Below are 16,662 nucleotides of genomic sequence, written 5' to 3'. Positions count from 1 at the left end.
CTTAAGTTAATAGTGCTGTGGAGATTGGGAGATCAGCTAATATTTGTAAAATGAGGGCATCGGCTCTTGTTTTGCGAGTATTAGCTTTTTTATTTTCTCTCCAGACAAACGACAAAGGAGTTGGCAGAATGTAAGCGCTTTATGTGGATGAGTTCACCGCGATTTGCATTTTTCCAAAAAGGGGAGGAAGGGCATGTCTATTTATGTAGGGGAACTGATCGGGACGATGATCTTGATCATTTTGGGGGCAGGTGTTTGCGCCGGACAAAACTTGAAAAAGGCGTATTCCCAAAACGGCGGCTGGATCGTGATTACGCTGGGATGGGGGCTGGCTGTTGCATGCGGTGCGTATGCAGTAGGCAGCATCAGCGGAGCACATTTGAATCCGGCGCTTACGATTGCACTGGCTAGCATCGGTCAATTTCCGTGGGAGCATGTGCCGGGCTACGTGTCTGCACAACTGGTTGGGGCATTTATGGGGGCGACGTTCGTCTGGATCTTTTATTACCCGCATTGGCGTGAGACGGATGATGCAGGAGCAAAATTAGGGGTTTTTGCAACTGGGCCAGCGATTCCGAATACATTCGCGAATCTGTTCAGCGAAATTTTAGGTACGTTTTTCTTGGTGCTCGGTCTACTGGCGATTGGAGCGAATAAATTTGCAGAAGGACTGAATCCGTTTATTGTTGGCTTCCTGATTGTCGCAATCGGTTTATCTCTTGGCGGGACTACAGGCTATGCGATCAATCCGGCGCGTGACCTGGGACCTCGTCTCGCCCATGCCCTCTTGCCCATCCACGGTAAAGGGAAGTCCAACTGGCGCTACGCATGGATTCCTGTTGTTGGCCCGATCGTTGGAGCTGTAAGCGGAGCATTTTTTTACAAATGGACGTTTACAGATCACACACTGACAGGTGTAATAGCATTAGCGGCTTTCATGGTGATTGCCATCGTGATCGGAATGACAAGCAAAAAAACAGTCGGCAGCAAGAAGCAGCTCGCATCTGAAAGTGTGCGTTCCTAGTCATAGAGAAAAGAATGTAGGCGATTCCATATGAGTGAAGGAGGAACAGTTGTCATGGACAATAAATATATGCTTTCCCTCGATCAGGGAACTACGAGCTCTCGTGCTATTTTATTCGATAAATCAGGGGCCATCATCGGGGTTGCCCAGAAGGAATTCACGCAAATCTATCCGAAGCCGGGTTGGGTGGAGCACAACGCCGAGGAAATCTGGGAATCGCAGCTGGAGGTTTTGAAAGCGGTTTTACTGGATAATCATGTGAAGCCGGAAGAAATTGCGGGAATCGGGATTACGAATCAGCGGGAAACAACCGTGGTATGGGATAAGCACACTGGAAAGCCGATCCACAATGCGATTGTATGGCAAAGCAGACAATCGATTGATATTTGCAACCAGTTAAAGGAGCAAGGCTATGAGCAAACGGTCCGCGAAAAAACAGGATTGTTGATTGACGCCTACTTTTCTGGCACGAAGGTAAAATGGATGCTCGATCATGTAGAGGGAGCACGGGAAAAAGCCGAGAAAGGCGACCTCTTGTTTGGCACCATCGATACATGGCTGATTTGGAAGCTGACCAATGGACACGTACATGTGACCGACTATTCCAATGCTTCACGCACGTTGATGTTTAATATTCATACGCTTGCGTGGGACGACGAGCTGTTGAACATGCTGCAAATCCCAAAAAGCATGCTGCCAGCGGTCCGTCCTTCCAGCGAATTGTACGGCTATACAGACGAGAAGCTCTTTGAATTCCAGATTCCGATTGCCGGGATTGCCGGAGACCAGCAGGCAGCGCTGTTTGGTCAGGCGTGCTTTGCGGAAGGGCAGGCCAAAAACACATATGGAACAGGCTGCTTCATGCTGATGAATACCGGAGAAAAGGCAGTTGCCTCCAAGAACGGACTGCTGACGACCATTGCCTGGGGAGTGGATGGCAAGGTAGAGTACGCGCTGGAAGGCAGTATTTTTGTGGCGGGTGCCGCGATTCAATGGCTGCGTGACGGACTCAAGCTGATCGAGAAGTCGTCTGATTCGGAAAAGCATGCCTTGACTGTTGACAGTACAGATGGCGTCTATATGGTTCCTGCTTTTGTCGGATTGGGAGCGCCGTATTGGGATATGGAAGCAAGGGGTGCAATCTTTGGCTTGACCCGTGGCACGACGGAGAACCATTTGATCCGTGCAGCCCTGGAGTCTTTGGCTTATCAGACGCGGGATGTGCTTGAAGCAATGGAAGCTGATTCCGGCATCCGTCTGCAAAAGCTGGCGGTAGACGGTGGAGCTGTGGCGAACAACTTTTTGATGCAGTTCCAGTCTGATATCCTGAATACAGAGGTAGAGCGTCCGCGTGTCAATGAAACGACTGCGTTGGGAGCTGCTTATCTTGCCGGGCTTGCCGTCGGGTATTGGGGCAGCAAGGAAGATATTGTGAACAATAAAGTGGTGGAGCGCTCATTTGCACCCGATATGGCGGAGGAATTGCGCCAGGAGCTGTACACAGGCTGGAAGCAAGCGGTACAGGCAACGATGGGTTACAAGATTAGGCATTGATTTTTGTGTAAAAGAGGTCTAAAGTTAGAGATAAGTTAATCATGCTGTGGAGACTACGGAGACAGCCAGTATCAAAAGGGCAATGACCTTACATTGCTTCTTTTGGATATTGGCTGTCTTTTTCTTTTAGAGAGGATGAGGCAAACAATGAACGATCAACGCGCATTATCATCAAGCCAACGTCAGGCTAGTCTGGATAAAATGGCAAGCACGCAGCTCGATCTCTTGGTGATTGGCGGCGGGGTGACGGGAGCAGGAATTGCCCTCGACGCTGCCGCGAGAGGTCTGAGTGTCGGACTCGTGGAAAAACAGGACTTCGCTGCGGGCACCAGCAGTCGCTCAACCAAGCTCGTTCACGGAGGATTGCGCTATTTGAAGCAGGGCGATGTGCAGCTGGTGCGGGAAGTAGGCAGGGAGCGAGCCATTTTGTATCGCAATGCGCCACATATCGTCATCCCGGAAAAAATGATTTTGCCTATCGTGCAGAATGGTACGTATGGCAAGCTGGCTACCTCTATCGGCCTGTATGTTTACGATGTGTTGGCAGGAGTCGAACGAAAAGAGCGCCGCATCATGTTAAACAAACAGAAAACTGTGGAGGCAGAACCGCTTTTGCGCAGAGATATTCTGAAGGGTGGCGGACTCTACTTCGAATATCGGACAGATGATGCCAGACTTACGATTGAGGTCATGAAAACAGCCAGCTCGCATGGAGCTCAGTGCGTTAATTATACGGAAGCCACTGGTTTTATTTATGAAAACGGCAAGGTCATCGGGGTTCGCGCGAAGGATTTGCTTACGGGCACGGAATACTCCCTCCATGCCAAAAAAATCGTCAACGCAGCAGGGCCTTGGGTGGATCAGCTTCGGGAAAAAGACCACTCCCTGTTCGGTAAACGCCTCCATCTGACAAAAGGCGTGCATCTGGTCGTTCCTTATAACAGGCTGCCGTTGAAGCAGGCGGTGTACTTCGATGTATCCGATGGACGCATGCTGTTCGCGATTCCGCGCAATAACAGTACGTACATCGGCACCACGGACACGAATTACAAAGGAGTGCTGGAGCGTCCTACGGTGACACGTGAAGACATGGAGTATGTACTCCGAGCGGCGAACGAGATGTTTCCTTCCGTGAAGCTGACGGAACAGGATGTCAGCTCCAGCTGGGCAGGACTCAGACCGCTGATCCACGAAGATGGCAAGTCTCCTTCTGAATTGTCGCGGAAGGACGAGATTTTTTATTCCAAGAGTGGGCTGATTACGATCGCAGGCGGAAAATTGACGGGCTTCCGCAAGATGGCCGAGCGAATTGTGGATGTCGTGGTCAAGCAGTTGACCACAGAAGAGGGCAGGGCATTTGAAGCTTGTCGGACAGACAAAATCGTTCTGGCTGGCGGAAAATTTGACTCGGCTGCCATGATTCCGGTATTTGTGAAAACACAAGCAGAGCGCCTTCGCCCATGGGGAATTACGGAGGAACAAATCCGTGTTCTTGTCGGGAAATACGGAAGCAACAGTGAGCAAATCGTAACGATGTGCATAGAGCTTTTGACACAAAATGATCAAAATGTGTCTCCGATCGAAGCACTGCTGAAGGCAGAACTGCGCTACGCTGTAAAGGAAGAAATGGTCATGACCATGAGCGATTTTCTGATTCGTCGCAGTGGCAGACTATTCTTTGAGAGGGAAACACTGGAGCCCGTGTATGAAATGGTGGGAGAAGAGCTTGCTCATGAGCTGCAATGGTCTGACGAGAGAAAAGAACGTGAAATAAAAGCCTTTGAAGAGGAATATCATCTTGCTAAAACATTTCACTAGGAGTGATTCGTGATTGGCAAACCAGATCAATCAAGTCATACTTCCTGCTGCCCGGACATTAAAAGAATTTGATGAACTCATGGAGAGCTGCTACGAGCGCATTATTTTGTTGAATGCCCATGTTGCGCAAGTAAAGCCACTGGGAAAACGGGCCAGAGCGTTCGGAAAAAAACTGCTGATCCATGCTGATCTCATAGACGGCTTGAAGTCTGATGAATATGCGATGGAGTTTCTTGCGCAAGAAGCACAGCCCGAAGGAATCATCACTACACGGAACAGTGCCATTCTTGCCGCCAAGAAAAAAGGGCTCATTTCCATCCAACGACTTTTTCTCATTGATACGATGGCATTGGATAGCAGCCTTACCCAACTGGAGCGAACCAAACCCGATTACGTCGAGGTTTTGCCAGGAATCATTCCTCACTTGATCGAAGAAATAACCGTACGAACCAAAATCCCGGTCATTGCTGGTGGATTTATTCGCACGAAAGAGGATGTAGATCGCGCCATTCAAGCGGGTGCAACATCCGTAACAACGTCTCGCAGAGAACTGTGGACGAAATCATAAGGGCAGCAGCCTCGTCAAAAGCCGGTCATTCCACCTCACAGGAATACCGGTTTTTTGACGTATAGGAATTTATCAAATAAATTCCGGAGCGCATGACAAGGTGCTTCAGCTAGTACTTCTGGCATTGCTTCGGTAAAACTTTCTACTTAAACGCGGTCGCTCCTCCTTGAATAGGCCGCGGTAGAAAGGTATCGATGAACCAACAAAGCTGCTTTTTCTTCTCCTCCACTATGCTGACTCAAACCAGATTATCATTGCTGGTATCGAAGATAGGTAGATACCCTTTTATTCCGTATAGATGTCAGTAGTCTATGCGGATGAACGTCTCCGTGCATATACACATATAGTCACCAAAAATAAGAGGAAAGCAGGCGATTGAATGAATTATCCAAGCGCACAATGGCAGTCATCGTATTCTTCTCGGTCTGGGCAGTCTTCCTATTATCCTTGGCAAAGAGATGATTGGGGTCGAGGTCGGGACTGGGATCGTGGGCGTGACTGGCAACGAGATCATCGACGCAGATGTCCTGATTTCTGTCGGCATTGCCATCCTAGATGCTGCGGTCGCTGGCGCTAATTATCCTCTGTTTTTACAATAGATAGAAGCGGATATGTAATAGATTGGAGCCAAATCTTGAGGTGTAACTAAGATTTGGCTCTTCCTTTTGCAAAAGAGCAGGAAGGCGAAACTTTTCAGCCAATTATACTAGACAAATTAGAAAGGGGTGGAAACCATGGTGAATCAAGAGAGGCAAGCATTCTCGCTCCAACAGCTATTGGCAACACAAGCGGAAAAAGGAGAGCTGTATCACGAATTTTTGCGTGTGCCTTCCATGAGTGGAGGCATTTATCAGTTGGCGGCAGGCGACGTAGATCACCAGCAGCCGCACACGGAGGACGAGTTGTACTGTGTGATCCATGGCTGTGCACAGCTGCGAGTGGGGGAGGAGGATATTCCTGTCACTTCGGGCTCGATCGTATTCGTTGCAGCCCATGTGCCCCACCATTTTCACTCGATCACGGAAGATTTGACTGTACTCGTATTGTTCTCCTGCGGAATATACCTTAAAACAGACCTGATCCTCTCGACTCCTTCTTCAATCTCTGCCTCAGAAGTATTACCGTATCCAAGAATGATTTTATCCGCATGTCTGTCTTTGACAATGGCATGCTCCTCGACTGGGTAGACACGGACTCCTGCTTCCTCCAGAGCAGCCAGCACGTTAGGCGTGAAGCGGACTGTAGGAAAAGCAGCAACGATGTGTAACCCGGCAGCCTCACCCCAGATGCGCACACCGTCTCCAAAAGCCAGCTGAAGGGCATCAATCAAGCACTGCCGACGTTTTTTGTACAGCTTTTTCACGCGATTCACGTATTTCTCCAGATGTCCTTCCTCGATAAATACACCCAATGCAAGCTGATCAATCGAAGGCGCATGCAAATCAGATAGCCATTTCGCCTGCTGATAGGAGGCGACCAGAGCTTTTGGCAGGACGAGGTAGCCTTGGCGCAGGCCGGGAGATAGAATTTTGCTAAAAGAACCGATGTAGATGACACGCTCCGAAGCAAGTCCCTGGATGGAGCTGATGGGAGCACTCTCGTAGCGAAATTCACTGTCATAATCATCCTCGACAATGTAGCAGTCAGCTTCCCGTGCATAACGAATGAGCTGGAGTCTTCGCTGGATCGGCATGGTGCCGCCGAGAGGGAACTGATGGGAAGGCGTGACAAATACAAAGCGGGGACGATGAGCGGATAAGGATGGGAGCTGCTCCATATCCATCCCGGATTCATCTGTCGGAACAGGCAATAAACGTGCCCCTGTCCTGGTGAAAATGCTCTGGATATCGTGCGTGATCGGGTCCTCGATGACCACGTTGCTATCAGAGCCGAGCAGTACGTCCGCAATCAGGGTGAGGGCCTGTGTAGCACCGGATGTCATGATGATCTGCTCAGGCTCGCATTGCACGCCGCGCGTTCGATATAAGTAGCGGCACAAAACAGTGCGCAGCTCCGTACGTCCCTCGGGTCGATTATAGCCAAAGGCAGACATCGGAGCCTTCAGACATACGCGCTGGACCGTTTTGCCCCAGAGACTGCGCGGAAAGTGCTCAAGAGCAGGAACACCGGAACGAAAATCAATGAGTGCTTTACCGGCGTCGTTCATAGGTTGATTCGCTTGCGGCAACACAGCCTCAGTCATACGGGCGTGCTGTTCCAAATAAATGCCGGAAGCAATGAAATAACCGGAGCCACGTCTGCTCTCGATGTACCCCTCAGCCAATAGCTGCTCGTACGCTTCCAGTACAACATTGCGAGATAGTTGCAGTTCACTGGCCACTTTGCGGGTGGAAGGGAGCTTGTAGCCTGCTGTCAGTTCTCCGATCAAAATTTTGGTGCGCAATTCAGAATAAATTTGTCTGATTAATGGAATGGGTTTGTCGCGATCAATGGTCAACCATAGCAAGGCGTGTATGCCTCCTTACGTAACTGGTCCTGTCAAAATAGTTGGAAACTGGACCTAATCCACACAAGCGTACCATGGTAGGGTGAAGGAAGAGAAGAGATATGCCACTGCCAAAGGAGAGAGAAGGATGACGCCAGAAGAGAGAAGGACCGCGGAGATCTTGCGTACGATCGCCCGTGATGAACGGATAAAGGAAGCTGTCAGAACATCGCCCTTGTTATATCCATTGCTGTTGGCTGCGGCAAAACGCTATGTGACAGGTGAGACACGTGCAGATGCCATCACAATCGCCAAGCGCGTAGAAAAAATGGGTTATCGCCTGTCAGTTGAGTACATGGGGGAAAATACGCTGGATTCACAGGTTGTAGAGGAAGCGCAGCAGGAATTTCGGGCGCTGACCCTGGATTGCTCCCAGCTACATACAGCAGTCGGAATTTCCTTTGACCTGTCTCATCTTGGCTTGCTGCTTGAACCAAAGATGGCTTATGCGCACGTCGAAGAGCTGGCGGAGCAGGCAAGGCAACATGGCCAGTATTTGATGATCAGCATGGAGGAATCGACCAAAACGGAAGCAATCCTAAGCGTGTACGAGCATTTTGCACAACGGCATGAGAATGTGGGCATTACAATTCAGGCGCATTTGCACCGTTCCATGGAGGATATCCAACGGGTGCTCGCACTCCCGGGAAAAATTCGTCTGGTGAAAGGCGCATTCAAGGAGCCGCAGGAAGTCGCATTGGCTCGTTCAATGGAGTTGAACGAAAGATATCTAGAGCTGGCTGAGCTGTGTATTCGATCGGGACACGAATGCTCGCTCGCCACGCATGATCAAGCCATTGTAGACGAGCTGGCCCGCCGAGAGTATTTGCTTCGACCGAATGTAGAGGTCGAGCTGTTATACGGGGTTCGACCAGAGCTGGCCCATGCCTTGCGAGAGAAAGGGGTTCCGGTGCGCCTGTACCTGACGTATGGGACGGAATGGTACTTGTACGTGTGTCATCGTCTGGCGGAGCATCCGCCTCATGTGCATCAGGCGATTGCCGATATGTTTGATCCGACGAGAATTCATGACATAGGGTATGGCATGTAATCATTTGGATGCGGAATCATGCAAAGGTATTGTAAACCAAAAGGAATGTTGATTTCCTTGTGACTGTAATCCAACTTTTCCGCTTTGCTGCTCTATGATTTCTTTTACTAAAGATAATCCTAATCCCGATCCACCCGTATCCCTGCTCCGGGACGAATCTAAGCGATAGAATCTCTCGAAAATGAGAGATTCTTTTTCTTTCGGAATCGGCTGTCCTATATTCGTGACAGTAACCGCATAGACAGACTCGTTTTGCTTTCCTGTAATATTCACCCAGCCTCCCACGTCATATCGCAGGACATTCGTCAGGAGATTATACAGCACTTGTTTTAGACCATCTTCATCGCAGGCGACATGTGCTGCTTCTATATCGACGTCAATGGATATCTCTCTATTCCTGAACGCCAAAGAAAAATGCTCGATACAGGATTCCATAATCGTATCGATAGCGAGTACATTTATCTTATGATCGCTCGATATTTTCTTTCCTTGCCACACATTCAATTGGTGTAGCTGCTCAACCAATCGGGTAATGCGTATCGATTCTTCGTGAAGGGATTGGAATAGCTCGGCATTGCCTTGAATGATTCCGTTGCTTAGCGCTTCCAAGTATCCGTTAATATTGGTTAACGGGGTACGCAGCTCATGGGCAATATCAGCCAGCATCTTTTTACGTAGCTCTTCCACTTGCTTTAATTTCTGGCCTAGATGGTTAAAATCAACCGTTAACTGTCCGATTTCATCGCGAACACGAATCGATAGGGGATCAGGCATGTCCCCTTGAGCCATTTGTCGTGTAGCACTACCTAATTTCTTGAGCGGTAGTAGCAGTGTCTTGACGAAAAAGTAGTGAAAGATCCCTGCAAATATCGCTGCCACCAGACTGGCTTTGATTAAAAAGGTCTGCATCGTTTGCGTAAAAGCAGCGCTCTCTTCTGGACTTACAGAAGGGGAGCTGGCAAACAGCAAGCAGGCGTAGTCTTTCACAGTAACGCCAGCTAGCCAGATTGCGATACCAATGACAGCTGCATTGATCAAAATAAGCTTCCACAATATGTTGATTCGAAGAGGATTATTTTTGGTAAGCAACAAAACGATACCCCATTCCCCGGATGGTTTCGATGAGCTCACTGTCACCATCCCACTTCAATTTTTCTCTCAGCTTGCCGATGTGAACATCGATCGTTCTTTCCGTCACGACCTTTTCGTTGTGCGGATACAGCTCATCAATGATTTGTTCCCTGGTCAAAATTTGATTGGGGTGCATCATCAAAAAGTACAGAAGGCGAAATTCGTGCTGTGTTAGTGAGATGCCCTCTCCTTTGTAGTGAACTTCACCCCGTAATGCTTTTATGGTTAAGCCCCGATACGTAATTTTGCTGCACCGTTGATTCGTTCTTCGCAAAATCGATTCTACCCGTGCCACTAATTCACCAGGACTAAACGGTTTCGTTACATAATCATCTGCGCCTGATTTTAATCCTTCAATTCGACTTTGTTCTTCGACTTTAGCCGTTAACATGATAATGGGGATGTCTTCCTTCAAATCGGCCCGAATGCTTTTGCAAACTTCTTCTCCACTTACTTTTGGGAGCATCAAATCCAGAATAACAAGGCAAGGGTCGTATTTTCGAAAGGCTTCGAGTGCTTCCTCCCCATCTGACGCCTCGTATACTTCATACCCCTCTTTTTCCAGGTACAGGACGATGAGATTACGGATTTTTACGTCATCCTCCACGACTAGAATCCCGGTCCCCTTGACTGCCATTCCGAATTCCTCCCCACTCATTAACGCATCTGTGAAACCATATTTTCCATCATCTCGTAATTCATCGGACCAATAACCTTCTGTTGAATAACGCCGTTTGCATCAATAATATAGCTGGAAGGGAGCGCTACGACTTGATAGATCTCCGCTACTTCGTTTTGTTCATCCAATACAACCGGGAATGTAATTCCGAATTCATCTAAAAACGTAGGGATACTCTCTACATTTTTCTCTGATGTTGTCATATTTACAGCAAGAATCGTGACATTTTCCTCTTTGTATTTCTCGTAAAACTTCTGCATGTCCGGCATTTCCGCTCGGCACGGTGGACACCAGGTTGCCCACATATTCACGATGACCTTTTTTCCTCGAAAATCGGAAAGCTTGACGCTTTCTCCAGCGAGCGTCTGTAGCTCGAAGTCAGGTGCCAGATTGCCTTGGTTAATCCCGACAGTAAGGGATGAATCAGCTACCGCTTGCTCATTGCTGGATAGTCTTGCTTCACGCACTTCATTTTTCTTGATCGTATCGTAAGCGCCCCATCCAACCAATCCGAGCAGAATTGCAATTACGATGATATTTTTCTTCATGGGAAATCATCCTTTCATTATAACACTGGCGCGAATTGAGCCAGCCAGGCACTTAATTTTTGCAACTGCCCTGTAAACAGCAGCAAGCCCATCACGATCAAAATCCAGCCGTTAATCAAAGACAGGCGTGGCAGCCACTTATTTACTTTTTTCATGACTCCAAGTGATCTTGTAATCCATAAGGAAATCAAGAGAAAGGGCACTCCTAAGCCGAGCGAATAAAACAGCAGCAAAAAGATTCCGCTGTACATCGTTTCAGAGGAGCCAGCCAAGAGCAAAATCGACGATAAAGCGAGTCCGACGCAAGGCGTCCAGCCAGTTCCAAAAGCGACACCGACCACAAATGAATGCCATCCGTTCTTGGGACCCTTGGTTTCCCACTGCTTTTGAAACATGAGAAAACGAAGGTTCAATAGCCCGGCTGTCTGTAGACCGAATATGATAATGAGCAAGCCTGCGACCTTCTCTAATACCCCGCGATTCGCAGCAAAAAATTGACCGATCATACTGGCGGAAGCGCCCATCATCATGAAAACGACTGTAAAGCCAAGGATAAACAGGATGGAACGAGCCATCACTGTTTTTTTGGAAACACTCATCCTATCTCCACTCACATAAGAGCCCGTAAGATTCGCAACATAGGCGGGCAAAAGCGGAAAAATACAAGGGGAGAAAAACGAGAGCATTCCCGCCGCTATTGCAAATAAGATTGAAATTTGATCCATTGAAAAATCCTCCATGGTTACGATTCTTGGATACTACTTTCTTTTCTGAAGTTTAGAAAAAACAAACAACACAGCGAGATGGCTAGAAAGAAAAGCTGCTCACTGGATAATCCCACAAACACAGCGGAAGAATAGCCTTTTAAAAAGGAGCTGAAAATTTGGCCAATGCTAAACCAAAGAATGAGCTGATTGATGGCTTGAGGGTTCCCGACATTTTCTTTTCTGCTGTACATCCAGATCAGGAGTACGATCGCCAGAACAAGCTGGCTGAGCACGTACAGAAGCGATTGCATCGGATTACTGAACACAAGCAGGAACAGGGAATAGACGAATCGATAGGTTAACAAGCCCACCGCCATAGCTGCCGCATACAACCAAAAGGAGATAGTGCGCCTCTTGGCTTGAAGGTAGAGGAAACCGAGGACAACCATTGCAGCCAGCCAGATTCCGCGCTCGCCTCCGGAAAAATAAAGAAGGTAGTAAGGATTACCAAGCACGCTGACAGGATTGAAAAGAATGACACTGAACTTCCAGATCAGGAAACCCCAAAAAAGCGCATTGGATATATCCTCCATAACAGGCTTGTTTACATTGATCTGGTTCTTCAGCCAGTATTTCATGGCCAGGTAAGCGACTAGTGCAGAAAAGGCAATTGCGATCCATTCGTATTTAATAATCAATGGTCCCCAAATGATGGCGTCTTGCATCATGCGTAAGCCTCCTTTCACAAATACTGTAGAACCCGATTGTTAAGATTCATTAAAGAGGCAAAAAAAAGTGAAGCCCTCGAATCGACTTCATTTTGAAAAAACTTGTAGCTATTTGTCTGGAAGTAACGTCAATAATTGTATGAATAGAAAAGATAGGGAGTAAAAAGAATTGTCCATGGAGGTTTTGAGCGAATGAATACGGTGCAGTACAAACGGTGGTTCCTGGCCCTTTGTGCGTTCCTCCTGCTGGTAGCGGGTGGGCCTGGAGGTTTGGTTGGGACAGCCTTGGCAGAGGGCAAAATCCAGCTAGGAGTGACAGTAGGGATCGAAGGCAAGTACAGGGAAACAGGAATGGTACCCGTTGTAGTCACGGTGAAAAATGGAGGGGCGGATGTTGAAGGTGAGCTGTATGTCGCCACGGGGGAACGGGGAAATAATCAGTTCGCAGTCGCCAATTATCAGCCGGTTTCGATTGCAAGCGGAGCGACCAAGCAGGTAACGATTCTCGTTCCTGGTCAAGAACTGCATAACAGTTCCTATGTAGCCTTGATGCAGAACAATACGATTATTGCTAAAACCCCGGTAACTGGCAGGCTGTACAGTGAGGATACGCTGATGATCGGCGTGTTGGCAGAAAACCGCGACACAGCCAATTTTCTCGGCGCATTGCCAAAAGGCTCCATTCATAACGACGTCCAGGTCTTGTCGATGAAAGCAGAAAATGTTCCAGCGACAGGTACGGAGCTGCGGATGATTGACATGCTCGTCATCAACAACTTTGCTTTGGATTCATTGAATGAACAACAGATCAAAGCGATTCGTGATTGGACGAAATCCGGCGGGATGCTGATTTTAGCCGGGGGTGCCCAGTACAAGAAGTGGTCTGGCGTTTTGGCTGATTTGTCACCAGTAGAAGTGACTGGAGTGACGAGCGTACAGACACTCGCCAGTTTGAAAGTGGATAAGACTAATCCGATTGAGCTGACGTCACCCTTTACAGTAAGCAATGGGACGTTGAAAACAGGAAAGGCGCTGTACAGTGAAGGCAATATTCCACTTATGGCTGTACATAACGTAGGAGACGGAAAAGTATTGTATGTCGCTTATGACTTGGCAGCGGAACCAGTTGCCAGCTGGGCGGGAAACAGCCGTTTCTGGTCTGACACACTGATCAAAGCATTTGGCTCGTCTATAAATGATTCCAAGACGCGCATGTATGACCGCATTTGGCCACTGAGAGATGCGGCTGACCGTATTCCATCCTTGAGGATTCCAGAGGTTAGCTGGTTTGCTTTGTTCTTCGGAATTTATGCCTTGATTGCGGGGCCGGTTCTTTTCTACCTATTGCGGAGGAAGCGTAAGCAGAGCTATATGTGGGTCATTGTGCCTGTACTTTCTGTCGTGGCGGGAATAGGTATCTTTTCGATCGGTGCCATCCAGCGTGGAAGTGGTGTGAAGGTGCACCAGGTAGGTGTTATCCAGCTACAAAACAACGGACAGGCAAATACGGCGAGTGTAACTGCATTTTTCGTGCCGAGAAATGACGACTATCGCCTGACCTTAAAAGGAGAGGGCATGACAGAGCCTTTATTTGAACTAAATCAGCACGATGAGGTTCCGAAGATTTGGATCTCTATGCAGCCAGATCAGACCAATATTGATTTCCGCGATGTGGAATTTTGGTCGATGCGCAAGGTTGCAACAGAACAATCGTTATCTGATGTAGGAAAAATAGAGTCTAACCTGGCATATGAGAACGGTGCCTTGAAAGGAATGGTTACGAATAATACGAAGTTCCCGCTTCGTGATGTGACGATCTCCTCTGGTATGCAAGTACAGGAGATTCCACAATTGGCGGTTGGCAGCAGTATTGAAGTAAACCTGCCGTTTACACCGCAGCAGCAAGCAAGGCAGAATCGCAGATGGCAAAATATGGCCCATGCATTACCTCAACACATGCAGTCGAATGGCTATCAAACGGAAACACGCGAGCAGGTCATGGTAGAAATGCTGGAAATGATGGACAGAAGCTCGGGTCAGTCAGAAGTGGTGAAGCTCGTCGGTTGGACTGATACTCCAGTGGTAGAGGCTGTTGTACAAAATGAAAGCGTGGAACACAACAGTATCGCTATGGTTACTTCTGCTCTGCAAGTGACACCATCCAAAGATGGCCACATCTATTACCCGACGGGAACCTTCGATGTGACGATGTCAGGCAGCTCAGTGCCTGTAGATGACTTCGGAGATGGCTACAGACTGCCTGCTGGGGACATTACGTTTGATATTAATCTGGATCAGGAAGGGCAAGACCTCACAGTGAACAACCTGTATCTGTACACCTGGTCAGAGGACAATACTACTTTTGAAAAAGAGGTTTACAACTGGAAGACAAAAGCTTTCGAACCATTTGAAAAGGCGTTCATGAACAACGTCATGACGAGTGACAAGACAGCTACCTATATTTCGGGCGACGGAATGGTCCGCATCAAATTTGCCCACCAGTTTGAGGATCATCGCCACATTGGCTATCCAAATGTCAGTGTGGAAGGGAAGGTGAGCAAGAAATGATCCAAATTAAAAATTTGCGTAAGCGCTACGGCAAAATGGAAGCGTTGAAAGGACTTTCGCTTGAAATTGACAAAGGAACCGTGTTTGGCTTCGTCGGTCCGAACGGGGCGGGAAAATCAACCACGATGTCCATTTTGGCTACCTTATTGGAGCCGACGAGCGGAAAGGCGTACGTAGGCGGCTATGAGGTAACGAAGCATCCGAAGGAAGTACGCAAGCTGATCGGCTACATGCCAGACTTTTTCGGTGTATACGACAATTTGACAGCAGAAGAGTACCTTGATTTTTACGGAGCGAACTACGACATTCCGGCAGCAGAGCGAAAACAAATCATCCCACAGTTATTGGAGCTGGTGAATCTCAGCCACAAGCGGGATGCCTACGTCGATTCGTTGTCGCGTGGAATGAAGCAGCGTCTCGGGCTTGCTCGCTCACTGGTGCACAATCCGGAAGTGCTCATTTTGGATGAACCGGCGTCTGGTCTGGACCCGCGTGCACGGATTGAGCTGCGGGAGATTTTGAAGGAACTGCGGGACATGGGCAAGACGATTATCATCAGTTCGCATATTTTGCCTGAGCTGGCGGAGATGTGCGACGTCATCGGGATTGTAGAGGAAGGTAATCTGGTTGCCTTTGGTCGAGTCGATGAGATTTACTCGAAAATGCAAGAGCAGCGTGTATTGCGCATCCGCCTGTTGGATCGGGTCGATGAGGCGATGACGCACCTGCGGGAAATGCCGGTCATCACCAGAGTGACACGTGAAGGGAACTGGGTCGTCGCAGGCTTTTCAGGCAATGATGAGGAGCAGGTTGAGCTCTTGCGTGGGCTCGCGGTATCAGGCTTTCCTGTTGCAGCGTTCAATGAGGCTGTTGGTGATTTGGAAGAAATCTTCCTGGAAATTACGAAAGGGGTGGGCTCATGAGCGACTTGAGACGATTACGCAACCCTGTCTTGTTCAATGAATGGAAAATGCGGATGCGGACCAATCGGTCACCGTGGATCATCCTTCTGTATTTGCTCGTTTTGGGCGCAATGACGCTCATGGTGATTTTCTTTATGACAAACGGCGGCAGCTACTACAATCCGAATGATACACGCGAGCTGTTCATGATGCTGTCTGTGTTTCAGCTCGGGATGATTTGCTTTGTTGTGCCGGGATTGACCGCTGGTGTGATTTCCGGTGAGCGTGAACGGCAGACGTTGAGCGTATTGTTGACGACGAATGTCAGTGCCACACGATTGATTCTGGGCAAATGGTTGGCCTCGCTCAGCTTCATGACCTTCCTGGTGATTGCGACGATTCCGCTCTATGCCATCGTCTTTTTGTACGGAGGAATCTCACCTGCACAAGTGATCAAGGTGTTTGGCTTTTACGTCATTACCATGTTTGGCATTGGCAGCATCGGTGTGCTCATGTCTACACTGATCAAACGGACGGGAATCGCTACGGTCGTCAGCTATGCCTTGGTGTTCGGATTTGCGATTGGATCAAGTATACTGGCAGAAATTTTTAAAGAGTTCATTCGGTACCAGCGCCGGTCAGGTGGCATGACATCAGCGACCATGCCGGAATGGCCAGATCTTTTGCACAACTTTAATCCGTTGTTTGCAATGTTAAACATTTTTGAAGAAGGGCCGCAGATCAGGCTGGCGAATGTAGACCCGTTCGCAGTTTACTGCCTGTTTTTCGGGGTCGTTACACTGTTCTGCCTTTTACTTGCCATTTATCTCATTCAGCCCGTGAAACCGAGATTTCGGAAAGTAAAAGAGGAGCAGTAA

Annotated in this window: 14 protein-coding genes and 1 pseudogene; 9 read left to right on the top strand and 6 right to left on the bottom strand. The window is 48.5% G+C overall.

What is annotated here, in order from left to right; translation table 11 throughout:
- Positions 1-193: 193 nt before the first annotated feature.
- The 5 genes and pseudogenes from AB1L17_RS10485 to AB1L17_RS10465 all read left to right on the top strand — a co-directional run.
- Complete coding sequence (locus AB1L17_RS10485; protein WP_412844909.1) at positions 194-1,024, top strand: MIP/aquaporin family protein; 831 nt, start codon at positions 194-196, stop codon at positions 1,022-1,024.
- A gap of 54 nt (positions 1,025-1,078) precedes the next feature.
- Positions 1,079-2,578, top strand: coding sequence for a glycerol kinase GlpK (gene glpK, locus AB1L17_RS10480; protein WP_412844910.1), 1,500 nt, complete (start codon positions 1,079-1,081; stop codon positions 2,576-2,578).
- A 147-nt stretch (positions 2,579-2,725) separates the two neighbouring features.
- Entirely contained in the window at positions 2,726-4,396 is a 1,671-nt protein-coding gene (locus tag AB1L17_RS10475; RefSeq protein WP_412844911.1) for a glycerol-3-phosphate dehydrogenase/oxidase, read from the top strand.
- A 13-nt stretch (positions 4,397-4,409) separates the two neighbouring features.
- Positions 4,410-4,964, top strand: a complete 555-nt coding sequence (locus AB1L17_RS10470) for a glycerol-3-phosphate responsive antiterminator (RefSeq protein ID WP_412844912.1) — start codon at positions 4,410-4,412, stop codon at positions 4,962-4,964.
- Between the two features lie 734 nt (positions 4,965-5,698).
- Positions 5,699-6,010, top strand: a pseudogene (locus AB1L17_RS10465) (cupin domain-containing protein); the annotation flags it as partial.
- Here AB1L17_RS10465 and pdxR read toward each other — a convergent pair.
- Complete coding sequence (pdxR, locus tag AB1L17_RS10460; protein ID WP_412844913.1) at positions 5,974-7,431, bottom strand: MocR-like pyridoxine biosynthesis transcription factor PdxR; 1,458 nt, start codon at positions 7,429-7,431, stop codon at positions 5,974-5,976. The pseudogene AB1L17_RS10465 and the gene pdxR sit on opposite strands and share 37 nt — an antisense overlap.
- A 127-nt stretch (positions 7,432-7,558) precedes the next feature.
- Here pdxR and AB1L17_RS10455 point away from each other — a divergent pair, with 127 nt between their 5' ends.
- On the top strand, positions 7,559-8,521 hold the full coding sequence (locus AB1L17_RS10455) for a proline dehydrogenase family protein (RefSeq protein WP_412844914.1): 963 nt from the start codon (positions 7,559-7,561) through the stop codon (positions 8,519-8,521).
- Here AB1L17_RS10455 and AB1L17_RS10450 read toward each other — a convergent pair whose 3' ends face one another.
- The 5 genes from AB1L17_RS10450 to AB1L17_RS10430 are packed head-to-tail and all read right to left on the bottom strand — an operon-like array spanning position 8,522 to position 12,314.
- On the bottom strand, positions 8,522-9,652 hold the full coding sequence (locus tag AB1L17_RS10450; RefSeq protein ID WP_412844915.1) for a sensor histidine kinase: 1,131 nt from the start codon (positions 9,650-9,652) through the stop codon (positions 8,522-8,524).
- Positions 9,594-10,289 carry a response regulator transcription factor gene (locus tag AB1L17_RS10445; protein WP_412844916.1) on the bottom strand — a complete coding sequence of 232 codons (696 nt, stop codon included), beginning with the start codon at positions 10,287-10,289 and terminating at the stop codon, positions 9,594-9,596. Before AB1L17_RS10445 ends, AB1L17_RS10450 begins: the two co-directional genes overlap by 59 nt.
- 20 nt (positions 10,290-10,309) lie before the next feature.
- Positions 10,310-10,879 carry a peroxiredoxin family protein gene (locus AB1L17_RS10440; RefSeq protein WP_412844917.1) on the bottom strand — a complete coding sequence of 190 codons (570 nt, stop codon included), beginning with the start codon at positions 10,877-10,879 and terminating at the stop codon, positions 10,310-10,312.
- A gap of 17 nt (positions 10,880-10,896) precedes the next feature.
- Positions 10,897-11,604 carry a cytochrome c biogenesis CcdA family protein gene (locus AB1L17_RS10435; protein ID WP_412844918.1) on the bottom strand — a complete coding sequence of 236 codons (708 nt, stop codon included), beginning with the start codon at positions 11,602-11,604 and terminating at the stop codon, positions 10,897-10,899.
- A gap of 17 nt (positions 11,605-11,621) precedes the next feature.
- Complete coding sequence (locus AB1L17_RS10430; protein WP_412844919.1) at positions 11,622-12,314, bottom strand: hypothetical protein; 693 nt, start codon at positions 12,312-12,314, stop codon at positions 11,622-11,624.
- A 192-nt stretch (positions 12,315-12,506) separates the two neighbouring features.
- Between AB1L17_RS10430 and AB1L17_RS10425 the strand changes: the two genes are divergently transcribed.
- Genes AB1L17_RS10425 through AB1L17_RS10415 form a run of 3 tightly spaced genes read left to right on the top strand, consistent with a single transcriptional unit; the run spans position 12,507 to position 16,662 of the window.
- On the top strand, positions 12,507-14,882 hold the full coding sequence (locus tag AB1L17_RS10425; protein WP_412844920.1) for a DUF8815 domain-containing protein: 2,376 nt from the start codon (positions 12,507-12,509) through the stop codon (positions 14,880-14,882).
- On the top strand, positions 14,879-15,805 hold the full coding sequence (locus tag AB1L17_RS10420; protein WP_412844921.1) for an ABC transporter ATP-binding protein: 927 nt from the start codon (positions 14,879-14,881) through the stop codon (positions 15,803-15,805). Before AB1L17_RS10425 ends, AB1L17_RS10420 begins: the two co-directional genes overlap by 4 nt.
- On the top strand, positions 15,802-16,662 hold the full coding sequence (locus AB1L17_RS10415; RefSeq protein ID WP_412844922.1) for an ABC transporter permease: 861 nt from the start codon (positions 15,802-15,804) through the stop codon (positions 16,660-16,662). Before AB1L17_RS10420 ends, AB1L17_RS10415 begins: the two co-directional genes overlap by 4 nt.

Origin of the sequence: Brevibacillus jepli (assembly GCF_047229145.1) — a bacterium.
In the GTDB taxonomy this organism is placed as follows: Bacteria; Bacillota; Bacilli; order Brevibacillales; family Brevibacillaceae; genus Brevibacillus.
The sequence above is the reverse complement of the archived record's forward strand: the minus strand, read 5'-3'. Positions and strand labels throughout refer to the sequence as shown.

Coding starts and splice junctions, on each gene's coding strand:
- AB1L17_RS10475 (WP_412844911.1), top strand. CDS start 2,726: ATGAACGATCAACGCGCATTATCATCAAGCCAACGTCAGGCTAGTCTG.
- AB1L17_RS10455 (WP_412844914.1), top strand. CDS start 7,559: ATGACGCCAGAAGAGAGAAGGACCGCGGAGATCTTGCGTACGATCGCC.
- AB1L17_RS10485 (WP_412844909.1), top strand. CDS start 194: ATGTCTATTTATGTAGGGGAACTGATCGGGACGATGATCTTGATCATT.
- AB1L17_RS10430 (WP_412844919.1), bottom strand. CDS start 12,314: ATGATGCAAGACGCCATCATTTGGGGACCATTGATTATTAAATACGAA.
- AB1L17_RS10420 (WP_412844921.1), top strand. CDS start 14,879: ATGATCCAAATTAAAAATTTGCGTAAGCGCTACGGCAAAATGGAAGCG.
- AB1L17_RS10415 (WP_412844922.1), top strand. CDS start 15,802: ATGAGCGACTTGAGACGATTACGCAACCCTGTCTTGTTCAATGAATGG.
- AB1L17_RS10435 (WP_412844918.1), bottom strand. CDS start 11,604: ATGGATCAAATTTCAATCTTATTTGCAATAGCGGCGGGAATGCTCTCG.
- AB1L17_RS10425 (WP_412844920.1), top strand. CDS start 12,507: ATGAATACGGTGCAGTACAAACGGTGGTTCCTGGCCCTTTGTGCGTTC.
- glpK (WP_412844910.1), top strand. CDS start 1,079: ATGGACAATAAATATATGCTTTCCCTCGATCAGGGAACTACGAGCTCT.
- AB1L17_RS10445 (WP_412844916.1), bottom strand. CDS start 10,289: ATGGCAGTCAAGGGGACCGGGATTCTAGTCGTGGAGGATGACGTAAAA.
- AB1L17_RS10440 (WP_412844917.1), bottom strand. CDS start 10,879: ATGAAGAAAAATATCATCGTAATTGCAATTCTGCTCGGATTGGTTGGA.